At 43.5% G+C, this 21,782-nt stretch carries 22 protein-coding genes and 2 pseudogenes; 13 read left to right on the top strand and 11 right to left on the bottom strand.

Features of this window, described 5'->3' with window-relative positions:
* Positions 1 to 312: 312 nt before the first annotated feature.
* Entirely contained in the window at positions 313 to 1,440 is a 1,128-nt protein-coding gene (locus tag F6K51_RS08795; protein ID WP_293019640.1) for a pentapeptide repeat-containing protein, read from the bottom strand.
* A 288-nt stretch (positions 1,441 to 1,728) separates the two neighbouring features.
* Here F6K51_RS08795 and F6K51_RS08790 point away from each other — a divergent pair, with 288 nt between their 5' ends.
* A complete protein-coding gene (locus F6K51_RS08790; protein WP_293019638.1) occupies positions 1,729 to 1,911 on the top strand; it encodes a hypothetical protein in 183 nt (60 codons plus the stop codon).
* A 397-nt stretch (positions 1,912 to 2,308) separates the two neighbouring features.
* Here the strand turns inward: F6K51_RS08790 and F6K51_RS08785 are convergent, their stop codons facing one another.
* The 4 genes from F6K51_RS08785 to F6K51_RS08770 form a co-directional block, all read right to left on the bottom strand.
* On the bottom strand, positions 2,309 to 2,545 hold the full coding sequence (locus F6K51_RS08785; RefSeq protein WP_293019636.1) for a pentapeptide repeat-containing protein: 237 nt from the start codon (positions 2,543 to 2,545) through the stop codon (positions 2,309 to 2,311).
* Between the two features lie 277 nt (positions 2,546 to 2,822).
* Positions 2,823 to 3,395, bottom strand: coding sequence for a DUF2996 domain-containing protein (locus F6K51_RS08780; protein WP_293019634.1), 573 nt, complete (start codon positions 3,393 to 3,395; stop codon positions 2,823 to 2,825).
* A gap of 82 nt (positions 3,396 to 3,477) precedes the next feature.
* Complete coding sequence (locus F6K51_RS08775) at positions 3,478 to 3,621, bottom strand: hypothetical protein (RefSeq protein ID WP_293019632.1); 144 nt, start codon at positions 3,619 to 3,621, stop codon at positions 3,478 to 3,480.
* Between the two features lie 26 nt (positions 3,622 to 3,647).
* The gene (locus F6K51_RS08770; protein ID WP_293019630.1) at positions 3,648 to 3,791 is read right to left on the bottom strand and encodes a hypothetical protein; all 144 of its coding nucleotides are present in this window, start codon (positions 3,789 to 3,791) and stop codon (positions 3,648 to 3,650) included.
* 4 nt (positions 3,792 to 3,795) lie between these two features.
* On the opposite strand from F6K51_RS08770, the gene F6K51_RS08765 reads away from it, so the two are divergent.
* A complete protein-coding gene (locus tag F6K51_RS08765) occupies positions 3,796 to 4,071 on the top strand; it encodes a hypothetical protein (protein WP_293019628.1) in 276 nt (91 codons plus the stop codon).
* A gap of 440 nt (positions 4,072 to 4,511) precedes the next feature.
* A complete protein-coding gene (locus tag F6K51_RS08760; protein ID WP_293019626.1) occupies positions 4,512 to 5,858 on the top strand; it encodes a serine/threonine-protein kinase in 1,347 nt (448 codons plus the stop codon).
* A 6-nt stretch (positions 5,859 to 5,864) separates the two neighbouring features.
* On the opposite strand, the gene F6K51_RS08755 is transcribed toward F6K51_RS08760, so the two are convergent.
* Entirely contained in the window at positions 5,865 to 5,996 is a 132-nt protein-coding gene (locus F6K51_RS08755) for a hypothetical protein (RefSeq protein WP_293019624.1), read from the bottom strand.
* A gap of 481 nt (positions 5,997 to 6,477) precedes the next feature.
* Between F6K51_RS08755 and F6K51_RS08750 the strand changes: the two genes are divergently transcribed.
* The 5 genes and pseudogenes from F6K51_RS08750 (at position 6,478) to pth (ending at position 11,492) form a co-directional block, all read left to right on the top strand.
* Positions 6,478 to 6,804: a cryptochrome/photolyase family protein gene (locus F6K51_RS08750; protein ID WP_293019622.1), complete on the top strand. Its 327-nt coding sequence runs from the start codon at positions 6,478 to 6,480 to the stop codon at positions 6,802 to 6,804.
* A gap of 429 nt (positions 6,805 to 7,233) precedes the next feature.
* Positions 7,234 to 8,478, top strand: a complete 1,245-nt coding sequence (locus tag F6K51_RS08745; RefSeq protein ID WP_293019621.1) for a transposase — start codon at positions 7,234 to 7,236, stop codon at positions 8,476 to 8,478.
* Between the two features lie 62 nt (positions 8,479 to 8,540).
* Positions 8,541 to 9,692, top strand: a pseudogene (locus F6K51_RS08740) (cryptochrome/photolyase family protein); the annotation flags it as partial.
* Between the two features lie 719 nt (positions 9,693 to 10,411).
* The gene (locus F6K51_RS08735) at positions 10,412 to 10,636 is read left to right on the top strand and encodes a DUF2811 domain-containing protein (protein WP_070391159.1); all 225 of its coding nucleotides are present in this window, start codon (positions 10,412 to 10,414) and stop codon (positions 10,634 to 10,636) included.
* 211 nt (positions 10,637 to 10,847) lie between these two features.
* Complete coding sequence (gene pth, locus F6K51_RS08730) at positions 10,848 to 11,492, top strand: aminoacyl-tRNA hydrolase (RefSeq protein ID WP_293019618.1); 645 nt, start codon at positions 10,848 to 10,850, stop codon at positions 11,490 to 11,492.
* Between the two features lie 111 nt (positions 11,493 to 11,603).
* On the opposite strand, the gene F6K51_RS08725 is transcribed toward pth, so the two are convergent.
* Complete coding sequence (locus tag F6K51_RS08725; RefSeq protein WP_293019616.1) at positions 11,604 to 12,890, bottom strand: hypothetical protein; 1,287 nt, start codon at positions 12,888 to 12,890, stop codon at positions 11,604 to 11,606.
* 554 nt (positions 12,891 to 13,444) lie between these two features.
* On the opposite strand from F6K51_RS08725, the gene murF reads away from it, so the two are divergent.
* Complete coding sequence (gene murF, locus F6K51_RS08720; RefSeq protein ID WP_293019614.1) at positions 13,445 to 14,818, top strand: UDP-N-acetylmuramoyl-tripeptide--D-alanyl-D-alanine ligase; 1,374 nt, start codon at positions 13,445 to 13,447, stop codon at positions 14,816 to 14,818.
* 22 nt (positions 14,819 to 14,840) lie between these two features.
* Here the strand turns inward: murF and dapF are convergent, their stop codons facing one another.
* On the bottom strand, positions 14,841 to 15,686 hold the full coding sequence (gene dapF / locus F6K51_RS08715) for a diaminopimelate epimerase (protein WP_293019612.1): 846 nt from the start codon (positions 15,684 to 15,686) through the stop codon (positions 14,841 to 14,843).
* Between the two features lie 207 nt (positions 15,687 to 15,893).
* Here dapF and F6K51_RS08710 point away from each other — a divergent pair, with 207 nt between their 5' ends.
* Positions 15,894 to 16,115, top strand: a complete 222-nt coding sequence (locus tag F6K51_RS08710; RefSeq protein ID WP_293019611.1) for an RNA-binding protein hfq — start codon at positions 15,894 to 15,896, stop codon at positions 16,113 to 16,115.
* Between the two features lie 97 nt (positions 16,116 to 16,212).
* Here the strand turns inward: F6K51_RS08710 and F6K51_RS08705 are convergent, their stop codons facing one another.
* Entirely contained in the window at positions 16,213 to 17,079 is an 867-nt protein-coding gene (locus tag F6K51_RS08705) for a hypothetical protein (protein WP_293019610.1), read from the bottom strand.
* Positions 17,080 to 17,485: 406 nt separating this feature from the next.
* Between F6K51_RS08705 and F6K51_RS08700 the strand changes: the two genes are divergently transcribed.
* Positions 17,486 to 18,430 carry a M23 family metallopeptidase gene (locus F6K51_RS08700; RefSeq protein WP_293019608.1) on the top strand — a complete coding sequence of 315 codons (945 nt, stop codon included), beginning with the start codon at positions 17,486 to 17,488 and terminating at the stop codon, positions 18,428 to 18,430.
* A gap of 266 nt (positions 18,431 to 18,696) precedes the next feature.
* Here the strand turns inward: F6K51_RS08700 and F6K51_RS08695 are convergent, their stop codons facing one another.
* Positions 18,697 to 18,837: a hypothetical protein gene (locus F6K51_RS08695; RefSeq protein ID WP_293019606.1), complete on the bottom strand. Its 141-nt coding sequence runs from the start codon at positions 18,835 to 18,837 to the stop codon at positions 18,697 to 18,699.
* Between the two features lie 734 nt (positions 18,838 to 19,571).
* Here F6K51_RS08695 and F6K51_RS08690 point away from each other — a divergent pair.
* Positions 19,572 to 20,129 (top strand): late competence development ComFB family protein, encoded by a 558-nt coding sequence (locus F6K51_RS08690; RefSeq protein ID WP_293019604.1) that lies wholly within the window; start codon positions 19,572 to 19,574, stop codon positions 20,127 to 20,129.
* Between the two features lie 62 nt (positions 20,130 to 20,191).
* On the opposite strand, the gene F6K51_RS08685 is transcribed toward F6K51_RS08690, so the two are convergent.
* Complete coding sequence (locus F6K51_RS08685; protein WP_293019602.1) at positions 20,192 to 20,917, bottom strand: L,D-transpeptidase; 726 nt, start codon at positions 20,915 to 20,917, stop codon at positions 20,192 to 20,194.
* Between the two features lie 185 nt (positions 20,918 to 21,102).
* Between F6K51_RS08685 and F6K51_RS08680 the strand changes: the two are divergent.
* A pseudogene (locus F6K51_RS08680) lies at positions 21,103 to 21,705 on the top strand (sigma-70 family RNA polymerase sigma factor); the annotation flags it as partial.
* Positions 21,706 to 21,782: the final 77 nt, after the last annotated feature.

Here is a 21,782-nt window from a genome sequence, read left to right as displayed (position 1 = left end):
AAAAATCGGGATTGTCAAGGGGGAACCGTTGCGACTCCCCCTTTTTTTTAGGTAAGCATTTAGCTATTGGCTAATAGCTAAATGCTTAGGTAATCGGGAATCGGGAATCGGGAATCGGTAAAAAATATTGTTTACATCCTTACTATTATAAAGGCTATCTACTCTAGAAGAAATGGTTGGGGGTATTGAGTATTTGTAAGCGATCGCGTAGCGTGACCATAGGTCAATCGCATTCTTTCCTTTGATCGCATTTTTTGATTGAAGCTTACGGGATTCCCAAAAATTATCAGCACTCCCTAATTTCAGTCATTCCTATCTTTTGCTAGGGGTTAAAATTTCAGAGCTATCCCCTGGCAAATCCTCAAAAATTGCGCCTCGTTCAATTAGGTCACGTTTCATCGATTCATCAATTCCTGAGTTATCTCCAAATCGGGCATTGTTCACGATAGCATGACTAAGCTTGGCATCACTAAGGTCAGCACTACTGAGGTCAGCTTCACTGAGGTCGGCATAAATCAGGTAAGTACCCCTCAGGTAGGCATTACTTAGGTTGGCACTACTGAGGTAGGCACCACTCAGGTAGGCTTCACTGAGATCCGCTTCACTGAGATCCGCTTCACTCAGGTCGGCAAAAATCAGGTTGTCATCCTTTAGATTAGCACGAATCAAGTCAGCACTACTGAGGTCAGCTTCACTGAGGTCGGCACCAATCAGGTTGGCATAACTGAGGTCAGCATCACTCAGGTCAACACCGTTTAAGTCTCGACCCACAGCTCCACGGCTAACAATCTCTTCCACTAGACGCCATTTTTGATCATCCTCTGACCTTTCCCTCAAAATTTCAATATCTTGAACAGGAAAACCGCTTAATTCGTTGATTTCTCCTGATTCTATCCGAGATCTAAGCCGTTCGATATCCTCTGGAGAACCCTCTATAATTAATCGGATGCTGCCTGGTTTAATATCAATAATGTTTATACTGTATCCTGAATAGTCTCGTAAAATAGATTGAATAAATTTTAAATTTTCAACTGAATCGATATCCCCTTCTAAGACAATAGAAGCTTTAATGGTTTCACTTTGTCTATCGATTACAGTCACTTTGCGCCTAGGTGCTTGCCCTTGCTCCACCCCCTCCACCAGCTCTGAGCTACTACCATCATTTCTGATGGTTAGGGGTTCTGATCGCTTTTCTTCCGCTATTCCCGCGATTTCTCTCCAGTCTAGTTTCAGAGCCTGGCATATCCGTTTAAAGGAATCCAGCTGAATTGGTTTAGATTGAAAAAACTTTGTTACTGTACTGCGACCTATAAGTTGTGATTTTGCTAAGTTACTTTTAGACTCAAATTCTAGCCTGATTAAAGCTTTTTCAGCTTTCTCTATACCTTTTGACGAGGCAGTAATAGTTAGTTTTTTTTTTACTTGGCTAGCTTCTTTCATAGTCTGGCGAATTTTTTATAACTATAGTAATAGCTTGAATAGTGTTTAAAAATTCAAGATAGTAAGCGATGCAGCCCTAAATGACCAAACTCAATAATTCCCTGAGCCAAAGTTTCCTATTCCCTGCTGCCAGCGCCATAACCTTTAGCGCAATCACAACTCAGTCACAAAACAATCAAACAAAACCCAAAACATGTTAGCAACTAATCCATTGGACAGTCAAGGGTTCGGTTTTTGTGGGTAACCATTAAAAGTAGCAGTCAAGCGTACCAGTTACAACAAAAACCTATGGCTCATAAAACTCTGACAATCAAAGAGATGGTTCAAGCTACTATTATCTCCATATTACTTGGGGGGTCACTTACCCTAGCGGTAATTGATGAACAATACCGCCCCACGTTTATGGATATGGCAAAAATAGGTCTTGGAGGCTATCTGGGACTGTCACTACCTAAGTCTCAAGGTAAATAAAACTATAGCGCTAGTATAGGGAACAGGATTTTTTCCCTGTTCCCTAAAATCCACAACTTGTGTACCTCACCTAATTGAGAACTGCTATAGCTGGATTATGCGATCGCTCTACACTAATTCGTTGGCATTGCTTAATAATGGAATGATTTGAAGAGTTTTGTGGAACCGGCATCTTGGTGGAACCGGCATCTTGCCGGTGATCAATATTTCACCGTGGAACCGGCATCTTGCCGGTGATCAATATTCCCAGGCAGGCAGGATGCCCACCCCACTGATATTGATCCCAAGATTTAGCAATGCCCATTTTCTGGTTTAAGCGATCGCATAAACAAAAAAAATGCGATCGCATTATTTGCTTTAAGCGATCGCGTTTTTTGGTTGATGCTATCGCATTCTTTCAATTGATCCCATTTGTTTGCGGGATTTCACTAGGGGTAACACTTTCCGAGCTATCCCCTGGCACATCCTCAAACATTGCCCCTCGTTCAATTAGGTCAAGCTTGATGGATTCATCAATGCCTGAGTTATCTCCGAATTGGGTATTGTCCACAATAGCACGACTCAGGTTGGCATCAGTGAGGTCTGCACCCTTCAGGTTGGCATCACTTAAGTCAGCACTACTAAAAAATGGCATTGCTGAATCAAGGAATGAATATGAGTGGGGTGGGCATCTTGCCTGCCCGGGAATTGTAACGGGCAAGATGCCCGTTCCACAAAACTCTTCAAATCATTCCATTGTTAAGCAAAGCCGAATTTAATAGTTTCATATTTTACAGACTTGAAAGTCTGGAGAAAATCCCTTGGCTGTTGGCCACGCTACCCGGATCAGCTGATAGCTGATAGTTGATAGCTGATAGCTGATAGCTGATAGCTGATAGCTTAAAATCTACCTAAACATTAGCCAAGACTTACTAATTCCACATTAGCCACTTCTGAGCATTTAGCCGTTGTATAGTGTAATGAACCATTAGATCAAGAGTAACTCTCCGTTCATCAATCATAAAAGATTCGATCGTACTAGGTTGAACACCATTAGCTGAGGCCGAAAAAGCCTTTTGTTTTTTAATATCTTCGTCTAGGAAATAAACGTTAAATTTACGTTGACCATTTTGCCAACTACCCATTACTTGCCAACAGTCATCCATTTGACTCAAACTCGGAATCGGGATTTTCTGTTTAGCAAAAGTCACATCTACATCATCAATACCTTGTTTGGCAAAAGCAGTCTTAAGGGCTGGTACATAATGTTGTTCCACAAATTCAGTAAAGGGTTTCTTTTCAATTGCTGGTGGTTTGGCTTTTTTAGCTTTTGCCTCTGTAGCCGCAGGCTTTTTGGCCGCAGGAGCCTTAGCCGCTGGTTTCTCTTCTGATTTTTCAGCAGGCTTTTTGGCCGCAGGGGCCTTAGCCGCCGGTTTCTCTGCTGATGTATCAGAAGGAGTATTGGCTTCCTCAGGGTTAGGTAAGGGTTGGGTTTCTTCCGCCATAGCTAATGTAAGTGGTTATCTTTAGTCTGGATAATCCTATCTTAATGGCGAAGGGCTAGACAGATGGCTCGGGAGTCGGGAATCAGGAGTCGGGATTCGGGAATCGGGAGTCGGGAGTCGGGAGTCGGGAGTCGGCAATCGGGAGTTGGGAAAAGCGGTAAATGGGGAAAATTCTGCGGACTTGAGCTAAACGCGATTGACCGTAGGTTAAGCTACGCGAACACATTTGTCAGTAGCTTTGGCGTTCCTGAATTAACTAATTAATAGGAGTAGAGTGGGCATCCTGCCCGCTCGAAAATATTGATAACTGGCAAGATGCCAGTTCCACCAAGATGCCAGTTCCACCAAGATGCCAGTTCCACCAAGATGCCAGTTCCACCAAGATGCCAGTTCCACCAAGATGCCCATTCTACAGGTGCGGTATAGCGCTTTCTACCCTAATCAGGTACACAGGATTTTTTCCCTCTTGCCTATTGCCTATTGCCTATTGCCTATTGCCTCTTGCCTCTTGCCTATTGCCTATTGCCTATTGCCTATTGCCTATGGCCTATTGCCTATTGCCTCTTGCCTATTGCCTATTGCCTCTTGCCTCTTGCCTCTTGCCTGTTCCCTACTCCCTACTCCCTACTCCCTACTCCCTACTCCCTACTTCCTATATCTGGTTTTTTTCTCTTAACAGAGTAATTAACGACTAACACCTGATGGCGTAGCAAATGGCAAACCTGAAGAAATTATACTAAAGTATATGAGTACTGAAAATTAATCCTCAAAAAATTAATTATCAGATTTAATAGCATGTAAATAATGTAAGCCTTCAGCCGTCAGCATTCAGCCGTGAGCTTTTAGCTAACGCTACGCGAACAGCCTTCAGCTAACGTAACTCAGATTAAACCAATGGTTACCTGTTTTATTCAAAAGCTGATAGCACCTCAAGTAGCGTGCGCGTAGCGCTAATCGCTGTTCGCTGAATACTCACTCAATAATGCTATAGAAGTAATTGTATTATCAATATTATTTGAATTGAGGGTGTCTTAAACTAGTTGATAATATCCCTAGGAGCCAGAGGAAATCTACTAAACCTAAACACGACTTATAAATAAATAACAACTAATCTATATGGTCTGGTCAGAGCAACAGCTGTTACATGGTGGTAAATACAAGATCGAGAAAATTCTTGGACGTGGAGCTTTTGGAATTACCTACAAAGCAGTCCATCAGTTACTTAATCAAGATGTTGTAATTAAAACACCACACGAAAGCCTGAGATTGGCTCCAGACTACCCCAACTATGGCGAAGAATTTATCAAGCAAGGACAACTGCTGGCTCAACTGTCTGCTGACCTGGATTCCCTGGTGCCGGTTAGAGACTTGTTTCAAGAAGGAGATACCTACTGCCTCGTGATGGATTTTATTTCCGGGGAAAGTTTGTGGAATTTGGTACAACGCACAGGACCATTACCTGAAACTGATGCAGTAGAGTACATCACTCAAATTGGGTCAGCCTTGAATCTAATTCATGGAGTAGGGCTAGTGCATTTAGATATCAGCCCTCATAATATCGTGGTCAGGAACAGTGGCAAACCGGTATTGATTGACTTTGGCATTCCTGGGGATATACTCCGAGATAGTAATGTGTCCAGCCATATTGACAATAAACCATTTCGACCCTACGAGCTATACTACCAAGGCAGTCGTCACGCCACGGTGGATGTCTACTCTCTAGCCGCTTCACTTTACCATGCCGTAACTGGGCTAAATCCTACCGAGTCAATTTACCGCAAGTATGACGGTGAAGACCTGGTGCCACCAAACCAACTGGTTCCTAGTATTAGCGATCGCTTAAATCAAGTAATTCTTCAAGCCATGGCCTTAGAGCCAAAAGACCGTCCTCAGTCAGTGCAGGAATGGTTACAGCCCTTGACTGAAGACGATTATTTCATCTGTTTGAGTGAAGTTGATGACCTTAGTTCTGATGTAGGAGTAGATTACCGCCCATTACAGGATTTACTAATCCATAGAAAGTGGCAAGAGGCAGATCAAGAAACTCTCGCTCTTATGCTCAAAGCAGCAGGACGAGAAGAAGAAGGCTGGCTTGACATCCCAGATATCAACAAGTTTCCTTGTAAAGACCTCTATACTCTCAACACCCTCTGGGTAAAGTACAGCAATGGGCGCTTTGGCTTTAGTGTACAGAAACAAATCTGGCAGAGCTTAGTGACCGAGAGTGTGCAGGTAACTCCTGGTGCCGATTATGACTATGAAACTTACTGTCGCTTTGGCGATCAACTCGGATGGCACACCAACGAAAAGTGGCTAGATTACGTTGACCTGCCCTTCACCCTCAATGCTCCCCAGGGGCATCTACCAGTCAGCTATGTCGGATTCTTTTCCGGTTGGGCATACTTCGCCTTTTTTATGGGTGGCGTATCTCTCTTCTCTCGCCTTGAGATATGTAGTATTTAGCAGTTTTTATAGCGGTTTGTAATTTGGTGAGGTACTTTCGTTCTGGATGTGAGGGAGTAGGGAGTAGGGATTAGGGAGTAGGGAGTAGGGAGTAGGGAATAGGGAACAGGGAATAGGGAAAAAAACTGTGTACCTCATTAGGTTACAAAAACTAAACAATAGTTATATAGAGTAGTTATAAACCAATTTATAGCTGCTCTATATATAGCGTTTATTGCATGTATGAGGTACAGTGAACAACCTCAAAGTCCCCCTTTTTAAGGGGTATTTAGGGGGAGCCCTTTACCTCATGGGAAACATAATTGCTATAACTATTATTTGATTAATTTTAAAAAAACCTATAAAAAACAATTATTATTTATGCTAAATTAGGCTCTAAAATTAGAGCCTGTAAATTTTATTAATATCTGATCAATGTCCACATAAATATACTTTAATAATAGTTAATTATTAATATAATTAATCCTTTTTTTTATGTTCCCTGTTCCCTGTTCCCTGTTCCCTATTCCCTACTCCCTACTCCCTAATCCCTACTCCCTATTCCCTAATTCCTAAAACTCAACACAAAAATCCCTGAAGTTATTGTATGATCTCAATACAGTAAAAAGCATTAGCCAGAATGACTATCGGGATTTGGGTACTAGGGGATCAACTTTGGAATGAACAATCAGCCCTAAACAGTTGTCAAAAAAACCATCAAAATACGCCAGTAATTCTGATTGAATCCCTAAGCTACGTCCAACAAAGACGCTACCACCGCCAAAAACTGGTATTCATTTGGTCAGCCATGCGCCACTTTGCTGAGGAATTACGCCAGCAAGGTTGGCTAGTCAGCTATGAAACAGCGGACGACTTTGAAACGCCTCTCCAAGCCTGGGTCACCAAAAATACGATTACCGAACTACGGGTAATGACGCCCAATGACCGACCCTTTGCAGAAATCTGAGGGGGTGACAACAAGGCATTAAACTAGACAGGGTGTGGGGTGTGGGGTGTGGGGTGTGGGGAAAATAGAAGGGAATTTGGAGTGAGCCCAGGGATTTTCTTGGGTCCGAAACCTGATTAAACCGTCCCGTCGCAACGTAACCAGCTCCTGATATTCCCCGTTCGCCCTCACCCTACACCCCACACCCAGTAAGGCTTTTAAGCCTGTTTGTCACTCCTTCAGGCCGAAATAATTGGCAACCTAAAACTAACTTGCCAAATTACCTTTATCTAAAAGAGCAAGAAGACTCACGTTATACCCGTAGGGTTAGCGGGAGACGGGGCGTATAAAGTGCGGACGCAGGTTCCGCACACAGCCCCTCATGAATTGCGTCCACTTGACATCTTACATATAAGAGTTTAAAATGTAAGTGTACTTCAAGGAGTAAATATGGTCGAAAAAGCTTACCGTTACCGTTTTTACCCAACCCCTGAACAGGAAACTCTGTTGAGGAGAACTCTAGGCTGTGTAAGACTTGTTTACAATAAAGCTTTAGATGCTAGGACAAAAGGTTGGTATGAACGCTCCCGACGTGTAAGCTACAAGGAAACTTCTTTGATGTTGACAGGATGGAAAAAACAAGATGACTTGTTTTTTTTGGGCGATGTCAGTTCTGTGCCCCTTCAACAAGGGTTAAGACACCTCCAAACTGCTTTCACTAATTTCTTTGCAGGTCGTGCTAAGTATCCTAACTTCAAGAAAAAGCGTAATGGTGGTAGTGCAGAGTTCACTAAGTCAGCTTTCAAATGGAAAGATGGTAAAATCTATCTTGCCAAATGTAAAGAACCTTTACCTATTCGTTGGAGTCGTCAATTACCTGAAAACTGCAACCCAAGTACTGTTACGGTTACTTTGGATCCATCTGGCCGTTGGCATATCTCTATAAGGTTTAATGACTACAGAGATTTGAGTCTACCACCAACGGATAAACAAGTTGGCTTTGACCTAGGAATTTCTAGTTTAATTACAACTAGTGACGGAGACAAAATCGCTAATCCCAAACACTTTAAGAAACTTAGGAAAAGATTAGCTAAGTACCAAAAAGCTTTGTCGCGAAAACAAAAAGGATCTAACAATCGTTACAAGGCAAAGTTAAAAGTTGCCAGGATACACGCAAAAATTAAGAATACTAGAAAAGATTTTACTCACAAGCTAACTACTCAACTAGTCCGAGAAAACCAATTGATTGTGTTTGAGGATTTAGCTGTTAAAAACATGGTTAAGAATCACAAATTATCTCAAGTTATCAATGATGCCAATTGGGCGGAAATAATTCGTCAGATTAAATACAAATCAGACTGGTATAATCGTGAAGCTATTTCCATTGACAGATGGTTCCCTAGTAGCAAGCTGTGTTCTGTATGTCTAAATCGTGTTGATTCTTTGCCTTTAAATATTCGGGAATGGGATTGCCCATTCTGTAACGCTCATCACGTTCGCGTAGCGGCTCCTACGGAGCATCGTGATATTAACGCATCAACTAATATTTTGGCGGCAGGGCTTGCCGTTTCAGTCTGCGGAGCGACCGTAAGACCCGTTCGCGTAGCGTCGCCTACGGCGAAAGAGAGTAAATCTCGAAAGGCTGGTGCGAAAAACTCCCCAAAGGGGAGAAGGAAACAGAAACCTAAGTCGTGAGTCTTAGGAATCCCCCGCTATAATCTATGATTTAGCGGCGGGAGGATGTCAATCCCAACAATCATTTTCTGTGGAGCGAGTCTGATTTTCAAACCTGGGCGAAATCTCAAAAACGTCTGATTATGGAAAACTTCTATCGGGTCGGGCGCAAGCGATTTAATAGTTTGATGGCAGGAAATAAGCCAATTGGTGGGAAATGGAATTTCGATAAACAAAATCGTAAACCCCCAAAACGTAATCTAAATCCACCAGACGCCCTTTGGTTTGAACCCGACCCAATCACCCAAGAAGTGATCAACTCCGTTAACGCTCAAAACTTTCCCACCTACGGAAAAACCGAACCATTCCGTTGGGCAGTCAATCGCCATCAAGCTCTTCAAGTATTAGACTTTTTCATTCACCATCGCCTACCCAATTTTGGTCCCTATCAAGATGCCATGGTCACCAACGAAGATACCATGTGGCACTCCCTAATTTCCCCTTACCTCAATATCGGCTTACTCCAACCTGAAGAAGTAATTAAAGCAGTAGAGAACGCTTATCACCAAAACCAACTCGACTTAAGCAGCACAGAAGGATTTATTCGTCAAGTCCTGGGTTGGCGGGAATATATGCACGGCATTTATATCTATATGAACCCTGACTACTCCCAAAGCAATTGGTTCAACCACACCCAGCCCCTACCTGACTTTTACTGGCATGCCGAGAAAACAGACATGAACTGTTTACTCCAAATTTTGAGTCAGGTTGAACGAACCGGTTACGCCCATCACATTCAGCGACTGATGGTGTTGAGCAATTTTGCTCTAATTGTTGGAGTTTCCCCTCAATCAATAGAAGAATGGTTTCATGGAGCCTTTATTGATGCCTATGATTGGGTGATGCAAACCAATGTCATTGGCATGGGTCAATTTGCCGATGGCGGCATCCTAGCATCCAAACCTTACGCTGCATCAGCTAATTACATCAATAAAATGAGCGACTACTGCAGCAGTTGTGCTTACAATCCTCGGAAACGTACTGGGGAGGGAGCCTGTCCCTTTAATTTTTTGTACTGGGATTTTCTCTGCCGCCACCGTGACCAACTCAAGGCTCAAGGCCGCATGAGTTTAGTCTTGTCTCACATCGACAGAATCTCTGATCAAGACATACAACAAATTCGTGAAGAGGTTCTAAGGTGGCGTAGCGACAATATACCCGAACATACCACATAATTATGTTATAAGCAATTAGTCAGTGGTTATATTTTTTTTCATTGCTCTTTCTTCCTTAAGGAGTCAATTAAATAGTTAGCTAAATTTAGTTAACTAGTTTTAGTTAACTAATATATCAGGGGTCACAATCCACAGTTGCCCCATCTGTTGTCACCAGTTTTCCACCGAAGCGCGAAACTGTAAGAATTCTTATCGTTTGTCCCAACTTTCCCCCACAGATTCCCCACTGTTTCCACACAGAGCTTCAACCTTTTCCACAGTTTTCCCATAGTTTTCCACAAGCCTCAACGGTGGCATTAGGTATTCCAGTTTTACTGGGGATTTTCCCGACTTAGTATTCCGCAGCAGTTAAGACCGCAGTTTATGTAAAGTTATGTAACCAAAAAGCGCCTCAAACCCTCATTAGTTCGTATACCTTTCGGAATTTAAACAAGAGTTGTAATATTTCGCAGCATTGACAAACCCACCCCATTTCAGATGAAAATGGTGCGACCAACCTATAAAAAAATTTGCTCTAAGCTAACCTACGCCCACTAGCAGGGGTTAGCACGGACTACCCTACCCTATTTGGGGATAGTTCTGAACTAAAGCAAGGGTGGCATCAAAATTCAGTGCTTCGGTGCTAGCTTGTCTTGGCTTTCTTTTGGCCAAGGCAGTTATCTGAAGTTCTTGAAATCAGGTGGCTTTTTCCAAAAATACCTTTATATGAAGAGGTGAATATGAACGCAACTGTAAGTATCCTGGCAGAAATCCCCGAAGACCTGCACGAGTCTCTCAAGCGCTACCTAGAAACCCATCCTAGCTGGGACCAAGACCGGGTCTTCGCAGCAGCACTTTCTCTGTTTTTGCTCCAAAATGGTATTGGTAAGACCCCAGAAACATCCCAGAGTTATCGGGCTTGTGCTCGTGTCTATCTGGAATCGTTATTTCAATATCCTGCGTAGTTAATCCGGGATGGGGAAAGGTATAACGTGTGAAATATAACGTGTGAAATATAACGTGTAAAGTATGACGTGTCAAGTTCAGCACCCATACCTGCACGCCTTCGCCCTATTCCCCACTCCCCTGTTATCATGTCCGGAAACATCTAGATCATAAACCGTAGGTAATGGGTTACCCATTACCCATTACCCATGACCAAAACGATTTTTGAGTATGAGCACTATCGAAACAACCGGACAGAGTATAATTCCTAAACTGATTGTGGGTTTAGGTAATCCCGAACCCAAGTACGATAACACCCGGCACAATATCGGTTTTGAAGTGGTCGATGCGATCGCACGTCGATTACAGATTGTAGGAAACGAACATCGCCGCTTTCAGGGATGGTTTGGTCAAGGAATTGGACTAAAAGGAAATAAGCTCAGCTTGCTTAAGCCTCTTACATACATGAATCGCTCTGGACAAGCAATTCGGGCGGTGACTGATTGGTACAAGCTAAAACCTGAGTCAGTCCTGATCATTTATGATGATATGGACTTACCAGTAGGGCGTTTGCGTCTACGCCTTTCCGGTTCAGCGGGAGGACACAATGGCATGAAATCCGCAATTGCCCATCTCGGTACGCAAAACTTCCCTCGCCTGCGGATTGGCATCGGCAAATCCAGTCAGAAGCCAGACACGATCTCCCACGTCCTAGGAAAATTTTCACCCCAGGAAGCCCAGTTAATGTCTGAGGTAGTCCAACTAGCAGTTGAGGCGGTTGAACTGTCTCTTAAGCAAGGTGTGGAAAAAGCAATGAGTCTCTACAATAATCGGAATCTAGCAACTATAGCAAAGGGAACAGGGAGTAGGGAGTAGGGAGTAGGGAGTAGGGAGTAGGGAAGTCGGAAGTGGAAAAAAATCCTGTGTACCTCATAGGTATGATAAACGCTATAGTTACAAGCTCTAGTTATAGCGCTACGCAATAACTCACATAATCTGATTAAGGCAGGAGATATCAGCTGAGCCAAAGTGTACACTCAAGGCAATATTCAAGTTTTCCAGAGACGGGACTAACCAGGGTACGCTGTTTCTGGTTTCGGACTCGTAGTGGTTAAACAAAATCGAAAATCGCTTTTCTAAATAGGGCTTGACTTTACGGCAGATCAATACTATCTTGATCAATAGTCCAGTGGTAATGGTGGTTCCTAGATTGGTAATCAAATCAACAAATGTATAGTGATTGGGGCGTTTAGGGCTTTCCACCACCAAAAAGTTTAACAATTGAGTACAGGTGCGCACCACCATAAATTCATTGGGCGTTTGGTAATCCCATTCAGGCAAGGTGTTTTGCAAATGAGTATACAATCGCTTGTTAAACTGTTGCTTCCCATAGGCTGGGTCAATCGAGGCAATCAAATATTCATATAAATCTTCCTTGAAGTCTTTGAAACAGGCTGTGTGCTGACTGTGGGTATGGAAGCTACGAGCAACATCTTGGTAAGTGTAAGACCCTTGCACTTTGCCAAAAAACTGCTTGAGAGCACTCGCCAACTCTCGTTCGGTCAGCAATGTGGGATTTGACACTGGTTGAATAATTCGTCTTGGACTCGTGATAGCCCGATTTCGCCTGAGATTGGCGCATCGCACCTGATAGGTTACGTACTTAGATAAATCACAATCAAAGCGCCGTTGAACCATAGCTTGAACTTGCCGGACAGTTTGCTGATATTCCTGAGAGCTGTCTTCACTGAGTAAGCAATGTTCATATAAGTAGGGGTACCGCTGAATCAAGTTTGCCACTGGCTTAGAACCATTAGAGTATTGAGGTGTATCATTCATTACTATAGACAGACGTTGCAAGGTTAGATATTGCTCTGTTCTTTTGAACATCTGCATTAGTTGCCGCAGGCGTCTAGGAGCCCGAGAGTGAACCCTCAAAGGAGACGGCACATGATCAAACAGAGCTACCAATTCTTGGACTGCTCTTCTGGTGTTTGGTTTCAGATGCCAGTGATTGATCAGAATATGGCAGCAGCGATTGACCACAAATCGGAACTCTGTCGGAGCCCGCTTATCCATTACTATCTTTTCCAAGGCCAACCAGATTTCAAAATCTTCGTATCCCACTCCATCCAGGAAGAGCCTTTGGAAGCGTTCAATTGATTGCTTTGGTGATTCTACCCTTACCCACTGGAGTAAGTGATTGTAGACTTGCTGCTCTGGCAAGCTAATATGTCGAATTTCCGATTCTTTAGAGTCTCTCCAGGTGGTCACTTTAGGTAGCTCTCCTAGGTGCTAAAGCTAGGGCTCATCAATGGTGGTTGGCTTGAGAAGATGAAAATTCAACTTTGAGTGGCTTAGCTAACACAAAGAGAGTTCGGTGTATCACAATATATCTACGGTGGTAGATATATTCTAATGATCACCTAAACTTTAGGTGACCTCTTCTAGTATTAGTATATCTTCATCTTCTTTAGAGTCTCTCCAGGTGGTCACTTTAGGTAGCTCTCCTAGGTGCTAAAGCTAGGGCTCATCAATGGTGGTTGGCTTCAGAAGATGAAAATTCAACTTTGAGCGGCTTAGCTAACACAAAGAGAGTTCGGTGTATCACAATATATCTACGGTGGTAGATATATTCTAATGATCACCTAAACTTTAGGTGACCTCTTCTAGTATTAGTATATCTTCATTTACTCTTTACCTAATTGTGCCAATGAGTGGAAATTGTGAAAATTAAGTAAAAACCATGTGAAAGTTATTGGCTGACCAGGAAAATAGAGCGTTTAGAGAAAACAGCACAATTAGGACACTGGGGGAACAAGAAATTTATGGTGTGTCGGCTTCTTGTAGGAAAATTAGTTGACATTCTCGCCGCCAAGACCGTAGACATTCCAGAAAAAATCCTGGAAAAGTCATTCACTGGCATTACCACTGATACCCGTCACCTTGAGCCGGGTCAACTATTTTTAGCGCTGCGGGGTGAAAAGTTTGATGGTCATGATTATGCAGCTCTGGCTGTAGAGAAGGGGGCATTAACGGTCATTGCTGAGGCGACTAAAGTTACCCAACTCGAAGGTTTGCCGCTGATTCAGGTAGAAAATACTCTCAAAGCCTACCAGCAAATTGCTCGGTGGTGGCGTGACCAGTTTGAGATTCCGGTGATTGCTGTCACTGGTTCTGTAGGCAAAACTACCACTAAGGAGCTAATCGCAGCAGTTTTGTCTACTAAAGGAACTGTACTCAAAACCCAGGCCAATTACAACAATGAAATTGGTGTACCCAAAACCTTGCTGGAGTTGGCACCAGACCATGACTATGCTGTAATCGAGATGGCAATGCGTGGTTCAGGACAGATTGCTGAATTGACCGAGATAGCCAACCCCACGGCGGGGGTGATTACTAATGTGGGTACAGCTCATATTGGTCTGTTGGGTTCTACTGAAGCGATCGCAAAAGCCAAGTGTGAGTTATTAGCACATATGTCCAACAAGGGTGTAGCGGTTCTCAATCACGACAATCAACGCCTAATTGATACCGCAGCTGAGGTTTGGCAAGGGCAAACCATAACCTATGGTTTAGAGGGTGGTGATGTCCAAGGAGAGTTGATTGCACCGGAAATCCTGAAAGTAGAGGGCATGGAGTTTCCTATCCCCCTCCCAGGTCGCCACAATGCCCTGAACTATGTAGGGGCCCTAGCCATTGGGAAATTATTGGGGGTGGATTGGGAAACCCTCAGGAATGGTTTAGAGGTTGAGCTACCGGCAGGGCGATCCCAGCGTTATGAGTTACCTAACGATGTAGTGATTCTTGATGAAACCTACAATGCTGGAGTTGAATCTATGGTAGCTGCCCTAGAAATGCTGGCTCAGACTCCTGGCAAACGCCATATAGCAGTACTTGGGGCGATGAAGGAATTGGGAACCAAATCCGGTGAACTTCATCAGCAAGTGGGTCAAAAGGTTGAGCAACTCAATCTAGATGGCTTGCGGATTTTGGTGGATGAAAGTGAGCCAGAAGCGGAAGCGATCGCAACCGGTGTTACTTCGGTGCCAGTTGAGTGTTTCTGTGACTCTAATCCTCTAGTGGAACATCTACTGGGGTTTGTCCAACCTGGGGATCGTCTATTGTTTAAAGCCTCCCATTCCGTGGGTCTCGATCAAGTAGTCAAGCAGTTTAAAGCCGGATTTTCCAAGGAAGATTGATCTCAAGCCAACAAATCTGGGCTTATCCCCAGATTTGTGATAGTTTACCCGTGAAAACTTGCTCAGCTGGCCCAGTCATGTAAACTCGCTGATCGGTTTCGGACCATTCAATGTCGAGACAACCACCAGGAAGCTCCACGGTACAAATGCGATCGCTTTTCTCAGTTAACACACCAGCCACCACAGACGCACAAGCCCCCGTGCCACAGGCGAGAGTTGCCCCAGCACCCCGCTCCCAAACCCGCATCTTGAGATAATCGGGACGCACCACTTGGATAAATTCTGTATTGGTTCGTTGGGGGAAAACTGAGTGATGCTCAAACAGTGGACCAATGGTTTCCAGAGGTATGGCATCGGCATCCTCCACAAAGGTAATACAGTGAGGATTCCCCATACTGACACAGGTAACCTCCCATAATTTGTCTGCTATTTCCATGGGGGTATTGATCACCTTTTGGTCAGCCTCTGCCAAAACAGTGGGAATTTGAGCTGCACTAAGCTGGGGCATCCCCATATCCACCCTGACTTTACCATCGCCCTTGAGTTCAGGAATGATCACCCCAGCCAGGGTATGGATCCGATAGTGGGTTTTGTGATTATCCCCCTCTAAATCAGCCAGAAACTTTCCTAAACAGCGAATCCCATTACCACACATCTCTGGTTCAGAACCATCAGAGTTGAAAATCCGCATCGTATAGTCAGTACCGTCTTGTCCTGGCAGGGCAAAAATAACACCATCTGCACCGATTCCAAAATTGCGATCGCATAGCTGCAGTGCTTGCTCTGAGGTTATTCTGGGTTCCAGGTCATCCCGATTATCAATCAGAATAAAGTCATTCCCAAGTCCATGGTACTTTGTAAACTCCATAGTAAACTCCCTATTAATCGGCTCTGGTGCTATGGTAATTCTTTTGCAGCCTTTTGTTTAAGTTTCGCGAATTTTCCTCGATTTAGCTACCGACTGATTAAAATACTTTTTCTGATTATGCTGCCCAAAACGCCAAAAACCCTCCTGGCCAAGTATGATTGGTTATGATTGGTAGGGTTCCCACGCATTCCACGATTTTTTGTGATTATGGCCCAATTCGATACCGGCTTGCCCAGTATTAGTCAAATTCAAGGCTATATCAAAGACCAACAACTCCTAGAGCTAAAACTTCTTACCGGGGATTCCTTCAGGGGGAAGTTGTGCTGGCAAGATCAAAACTGCCTGTGTCTGATCACTCAAGATCAGCAGACCATCATGATCCCTCATCATGCGATCGCTTATCTAAAGCCACAAGCAGCTCAAGGCTAAAGCTTTAAGGCTCAAGGCTCAAGACTGTTCTTTGAATGCATTCTGCATTCTGAATTCTGCATTCTGAATTCTTCATTCTGAATTCTTCATTTTTGATTTACAACTTATAGCTTAGTCCAGTCAGTAACAAGATAGTTGCGATAATACAGCCCAAGCATCCCAGGGCAAGATTAGTCATATTTGATTGACTTGCTGATGCTAGGGCTGTATTTAGATCCGGTGAAGTTAGACGTTCATAGTTTTTTATTGCCACATTCGCTTCTGGTAAAGAAGATATCAGACTACCGATAAAATAATGTAATCCCACAAAAACTGCTGAGCCCAACCACTGACTTAATACTGAACTATATAGTTCAGTATAGGCCAAGAATAAGGCATTTAAAACATAACATAATACCGTCAGGGATATAGTCCCTAAAAAAAACTTCCACCAGTTTGACTCAAAATCTTCCTCAGTGATATCTTCAAATAATCCTGGGCGCTTCTTTTTCAAGTTATTTTCAAAATACACAAATATCCCAATCCCAATTATACAGATCAACACTCCGATTAATAACCAGTGCCATGTTCTTAATGGGATGTCTTCTGATAAATAATTAAACTGAAAGCCTCCGGTTAGGCACCAATAGGCTATACTGGCAAATCCAAACATACTTAAGGACATAATTGAATGCCAAATTACCAACTTTTTTTCACGATTGATTAGAGTCATGAGATTTAATATCTTATTGAAATCCCTCTTAAAAAACCACTTAACTAAAACAAATAATGGAGCAACAAAAAACATAATATAAATGTTTGCAAAATTTGAGCCTAGTGGGGTAGCTATCCCTCCTAGCCTACCTAATCCCAGTGAGACAAGCATTAAAAGTAACTCAGGATTGTTGGTACTTGAGTTAATCACCAAGGTGCGTTGCTCGCGCCCTAAATAGTCACCAGCAAGACCCGCTGCACAGCTGACCATCAAGTCAGTGGTGTAGGGAATTAACCAAAAGCAAAATGTTACGGCTGTAATTAAAGAAATCACCAGGAATGGGATTTCACCAATGAAGTCATGGAGCTTGATGATCCAACTGTCCATTAATTTAAACCTCGACTTAGTTTGGCAATCGTGAGTTACCCTTAAAAAAAACTATTTCATAGTTTGGGATTGATTGATATAGAGAATCCATCCACCGAGTTAGCCTAACCGTTAGTGTGATAGACTATCCACCTTAGTTAGATGTCCTTTTATGATGGCACCTGACTCAATCTTCTTTGGTCCCGTTCATCTGCAAACTAGATGGAATTGGAAACACACTGGGCTAAATGATAGTCTATGCCCCAGTAGCTAAAGAATAAAAATCTATAGTCGCGCTTTGTATAAGTCAGTGAAATCACTATCCTCTCATGGCTCACTATCAGGGCTAGAGCACTATTCTCCTTCTAGTCCCACCCCACTTCTGAGTGCAAAGCACCTTGCCAAACGCCTGATTACAACGACAGCAATAGCCCTGGCATCGGGTTTTGTAGCCCTGTGCCAACCAGTGCAAGCTTTACAGGTACAAGTTCAACCAGAAAATCCCCAGTTAGGCGATACTTTGTCAGTGGTAATTCAAACCGAAACAGTTGGTTCACCACCAACCGTTTCTATGGGTCAAAAGACCTATCCTACCTTTGCGACAGGGACAAATCGTTATCGCGCTTTAGTACCCACTACCCCATTAGATAAACCAGGAAAATTGGTTTTACGAGTGGCTGGTGATGGTAAAGTTAACAACATAGCTGTACCACTTCAGAATCGGTCTTTCCCTGTCCAACGCATCTGGCTGTCTGGCAAAGCCTCTGCCCCAGCAACCCAATTTGAATTAAATCGGGTTGCCCAGTTTAAAAAATTATTGACCCCAGAAAAATTCTGGAATGGTAAATTCTATAGACCCAACAATGCTCGTGTCTCCAGTGTTTTCGGTGTTCGTCGCTACTACAACGGTGTCTATGCTAAAAACTACTACCATCGTGGTGTTGACTATGCCGGTCGCTTCGGTTCACCAGTAGTAGCACCAGCAGCAGGAAGGATAGCACTAGTGGGACGAGAGTCTGAAGGTTTCCGGGTTCATGGGAACACCGTAGGGATTAACCATGGTCAAGGGGTACTCAGTATCATGCTGCACTTGAGCGAAATTAAAGTTAAAGAGGGGGATTTTGTTCAAGCTGGCCAGGTCATTGGTACCATTGGTTCTACAGGTGCTTCCACTGGTCCTCATCTACATTGGGGTCTCTATGTTCACGGTAAGTCGGTTGACCCAGTACCCTGGAGATGGGAAGGTATCAATTGACCTGACCCTAGCCCATCACTTAGCTAAACCGCGAGAAGCCCCGCACTTTACCTTCATTGGGTAAGTGTCGTATGGGAAGCGCGGGGCAAGGGTCGGAACGTCGAAATGCCAATGGGCTATACTAGGGACAGTAGGGGAAACAAATTAAGAGCTAACCGCCACCTACTAGCTAAACATAGAACGAGTTGTATTGTTCCGGCGCGGAGGGGCATCCCGGAGACGAAACCGATAGATAGGGTCGCCTTAATCAATAAGATTTAACCTTTTTACCCATAGCCGACAACCATAAAGGCGACCCTATCCTTACGGTAACTTCTGACCGTGTCGTTAATAAAGTAACCCGTGTAACCGTTCGCGCAGCGTCGGCGAAAGCCGATATCGTTGGATGGTGTTGGTAAGAAGCCCACGCTGTACCGCGCTTGTCAGCGTCGGGAGTATGTCACCTGGATCACCTATACTATAACTAAGCCAGCACATTTGCTATCATAGATAAATCTAAACATCAAGGGTAAAGGGCTAGCCACTGTTGACGATTTTCTCCAAATATCTTGCAGTATCTCCAAAAATATGTTAGACTTTGATTAGTTTTATAGTGTCATTGAAAACATTCTGGTTCCTTGAATTGAAGCCGAAAACCAAAGCAAACCATGATAGTGGTTGCGTTTTCTATTAAACACAGATTTATGCGCCTTGAGCGGAACAAAACCTATCTTGGCCTTGGGAGATACCCCCTGGCTGCTTAAGCAGCTTGCATTAGTGGGCTAAAATCGGCAAAGTAGATTTTGGTAGCTAAAAAGTATCGGTAAACGTAACCGGCAAGAGGGAAAAATTTTCTTTACTCTTGCCCTTTCCCTATTGGTTAGCTGTTAACTTGTCCTTCCCTTAGGATTTAGTGGTTATTGACCACTACTCCATAAATTCCTCGTGTTTGTAGCTAGTCATAGGCTAAAGCCCTATGGCTAACTTACTCCTACTCTTTTTTTGATTTTACTAGGAAATCCCACTAACCACTGACTCCGCTTCACGAAATCCCCCAGATTCACCCATCGGGATCAGCTTAATCAGATAAAGACGAAGCTAAATTCCTAGATTATACTATTAATTATTTTGACCATTAAATCAATAGCTATTAAATCTACTCATGAGAATTGAGCAAATTGTAGAAAAAGCGTTGAAAGATGGCTACTTAACTCCCCTGATGGAGAGTGAGGTCGGTCGCCTTTGTGACACAGCTTCGGAACTCTCCATTGAAGAATATATGGCATTAGACAGACTGATGGGGGCGCTTCTATGTGGTGAGGTGGTTACAGCTGCTCGCAAGCAGTTTATCAATGTCATGGAAGAGTTGGTATTAAGCGAAGCAATTGATCAATTTACCAAGATAGAAGACAAGAGCGATCACTTTCTGGAGCTAGGAGATATTGCTGCCTATGCCCTCAATAGACTGCCCCCTCTCTATGCCACTACCGAAAAAGGTGCTCAATACCAGCGTAAAAGAGCAAAGCAAGACCTAATGGATTTAATTAACCATCAAGTCAAGGATGCCATAGCCAAATATCTAGAGCGACCTGATTTTGGCGCTGATCGCCAAGCAATCGGCAAAAAAAACAGCGATCTGATGGAACAGATTAGTAATATGTTAGAGGAGTTTGCACCACACTTTGAGCCAAAGCCTCAGGGCTCAAATGGATTACGTTGAGTCAGTGTTAACAGGTGATGGTTAAAAATCCCTTTTCAATGGCAATTTTTCGGTTGAGATGTTTAATCTCTCACAATGACTGGTGTTCCTAGACTTACCTGCTCATACAACTGTTTAATATCCTGGTTGAGCATCCGTAAGCAGCCGTGGGAAACCGCTGTGCCGATTAGCTCTTCTTCATCAGTGCCATGAAGCCCGATTTGATGGTGCCCGTCAGACCAAAAACCAATCCACCTTTCTCCTAAAGGATTATCAGGTCCAGGAGGTATGAGTTCACCAGTAATCGGTTCTTTCCAAATAGGGTTGGGTTGTTTGCGAATAATTTTGAAACTGCCAGTGGGTGTATCCCAACCGGGTTTACCAATGGCAACTGGGTGGCTCTGGAGCAATTGTTCTCCCCAGTACAAGTAGACCGTAGTATCACTCAAATCCACAACTACCTGGTAAGTAATAGCAGCAATTGCGTCAGTAAAATAAGAGGTGGCTGGTAAAACCTTGGGAATTTTTGATTTCAGTCTCTTTGGCGTTACCTGAGGTTTTACCAGATCTGAGGCTGTCTTTTCGGATGACAACGGTGCCAGTTCCGGGTATACTGAAGAAGTTTTTGTCAACGTCTCTAGTGTACCGAGTCGTGCTATGGTCAACCGAGAGGTTGCTGGCAAGACCTGGCTAATCTCAGGTGTAAGTTGCTTCAGCTTAAGCTGTGGTAGTGTAGCTGAGATTAACAATCCTGCTGACCCAAAGCAAAATATCATTAAGCTAGTGTTAATTGAGTTGCTTATGGCCATAATTAATTTATTTAATAGTTAATTAATTGGAAATGACTAGTTAATTTAATAGTTAATTGGCTGTTTGCTGGCTCAGTCCACTACAAGCGTGAAAATGTAAGATAGACTAGTGCTCGATGAGCGGGAACCAATCGCAGAAGTTGGGAGTCAATGAGAGGAAGAAAGTTTTAGAAGCTATTCCAATCATGAGTCAACCAATTTCTCTATCCTGGTCAACAGAGGTAACACTTCCTCAAGTGCCGGTGCAACCTGAGAAACTCTCTAACTATGATTTGGTTTTACGCTGTCAGGAAGGTATGAATCCTGACCGCACAGCCTTTGCTGAGCTACTACGTCGGTATCAGTCCCACGTGGATAAGATTTTGTATCACTTAGCACCAGACTGGCAAGATCGCTCCGATTTAGCCCAAGAGGTCTGGATTAGGGTTTACCGTAATATTAAACGACTTAATGAACCAGTCAAGTTCAAAGGTTGGTTAAGCCGTATTGCCACCAATCTTTTCTATGATGAGCTCCGCAAACGCAAGCGGGTAGCCCACCCCCTGTCTCTGGATGCACCACGTCATATGGATGATGGCGATATGGATTGGGAAATTGCTTCAGCAGAGCCTGGTCCAGAAGAAGATATGACGACCAGAGAGTTTTATGAGCAACTGCACAAGGCAATATCAGAGTTGCCAGAAGTGTTTCGTACTACCATCATCCTTAGGGAAATCGAAGGTATGGCTTATGAAGAAATTGCCGAAATTACTGGCGCTTCTCTCGGAACCGTTAAGTCTAGAATTGCTNATTTCTCTGATGATAACTTGATAAGATCCTCCAAAACTGCTTCGATTGTTGCCAAGGCCGAGTTTGATTATCCTCT

The sequence above is a fragment of the Moorena sp. SIO3I8 genome (assembly GCF_010692325.1).
Lineage (GTDB): Bacteria > Cyanobacteriota > Cyanobacteriia > Cyanobacteriales > Coleofasciculaceae > Moorena.
The sequence above is the reverse complement of the archived record's forward strand: the minus strand, read 5'-3'. Positions and strand labels throughout refer to the sequence as shown.

Coding starts and splice junctions, on each gene's coding strand:
- F6K51_RS08795 (WP_293019640.1), bottom strand. CDS start 1,440: ATGAAAGAAGCTAGCCAAGTAAAAAAAAAACTAACTATTACTGCCTCG.
- F6K51_RS08790 (WP_293019638.1), top strand. CDS start 1,729: ATGGCTCATAAAACTCTGACAATCAAAGAGATGGTTCAAGCTACTATT.
- F6K51_RS08785 (WP_293019636.1), bottom strand. CDS start 2,545: ATGCCATTTTTTAGTAGTGCTGACTTAAGTGATGCCAACCTGAAGGGT.
- F6K51_RS08780 (WP_293019634.1), bottom strand. CDS start 3,395: ATGGCGGAAGAAACCCAACCCTTACCTAACCCTGAGGAAGCCAATACT.
- F6K51_RS08775 (WP_293019632.1), bottom strand. CDS start 3,621: ATGTGTTCGCGTAGCTTAACCTACGGTCAATCGCGTTTAGCTCAAGTC.
- F6K51_RS08765 (WP_293019628.1), top strand. CDS start 3,796: ATGCCCATTCTACAGGTGCGGTATAGCGCTTTCTACCCTAATCAGGTA.
- F6K51_RS08760 (WP_293019626.1), top strand. CDS start 4,512: ATGGTCTGGTCAGAGCAACAGCTGTTACATGGTGGTAAATACAAGATC.
- F6K51_RS08755 (WP_293019624.1), bottom strand. CDS start 5,996: ATGAGGTACACAGTTTTTTTCCCTATTCCCTGTTCCCTATTCCCTACT.
- F6K51_RS08750 (WP_293019622.1), top strand. CDS start 6,478: ATGACTATCGGGATTTGGGTACTAGGGGATCAACTTTGGAATGAACAA.
- F6K51_RS08745 (WP_293019621.1), top strand. CDS start 7,234: ATGGTCGAAAAAGCTTACCGTTACCGTTTTTACCCAACCCCTGAACAG.
- F6K51_RS08735 (WP_070391159.1), top strand. CDS start 10,412: ATGAACGCAACTGTAAGTATCCTGGCAGAAATCCCCGAAGACCTGCAC.
- pth (WP_293019618.1), top strand. CDS start 10,848: ATGAGCACTATCGAAACAACCGGACAGAGTATAATTCCTAAACTGATT.
- murF (WP_293019614.1), top strand. CDS start 13,445: ATGGTGTGTCGGCTTCTTGTAGGAAAATTAGTTGACATTCTCGCCGCC.
- dapF (WP_293019612.1), bottom strand. CDS start 15,686: ATGGAGTTTACAAAGTACCATGGACTTGGGAATGACTTTATTCTGATT.
- F6K51_RS08710 (WP_293019611.1), top strand. CDS start 15,894: ATGGCCCAATTCGATACCGGCTTGCCCAGTATTAGTCAAATTCAAGGC.
- F6K51_RS08705 (WP_293019610.1), bottom strand. CDS start 17,079: ATGGTCAGCTGTGCAGCGGGTCTTGCTGGTGACTATTTAGGGCGCGAG.
- F6K51_RS08690 (WP_293019604.1), top strand. CDS start 19,572: ATGAGAATTGAGCAAATTGTAGAAAAAGCGTTGAAAGATGGCTACTTA.
- F6K51_RS08685 (WP_293019602.1), bottom strand. CDS start 20,917: ATGGCCATAAGCAACTCAATTAACACTAGCTTAATGATATTTTGCTTT.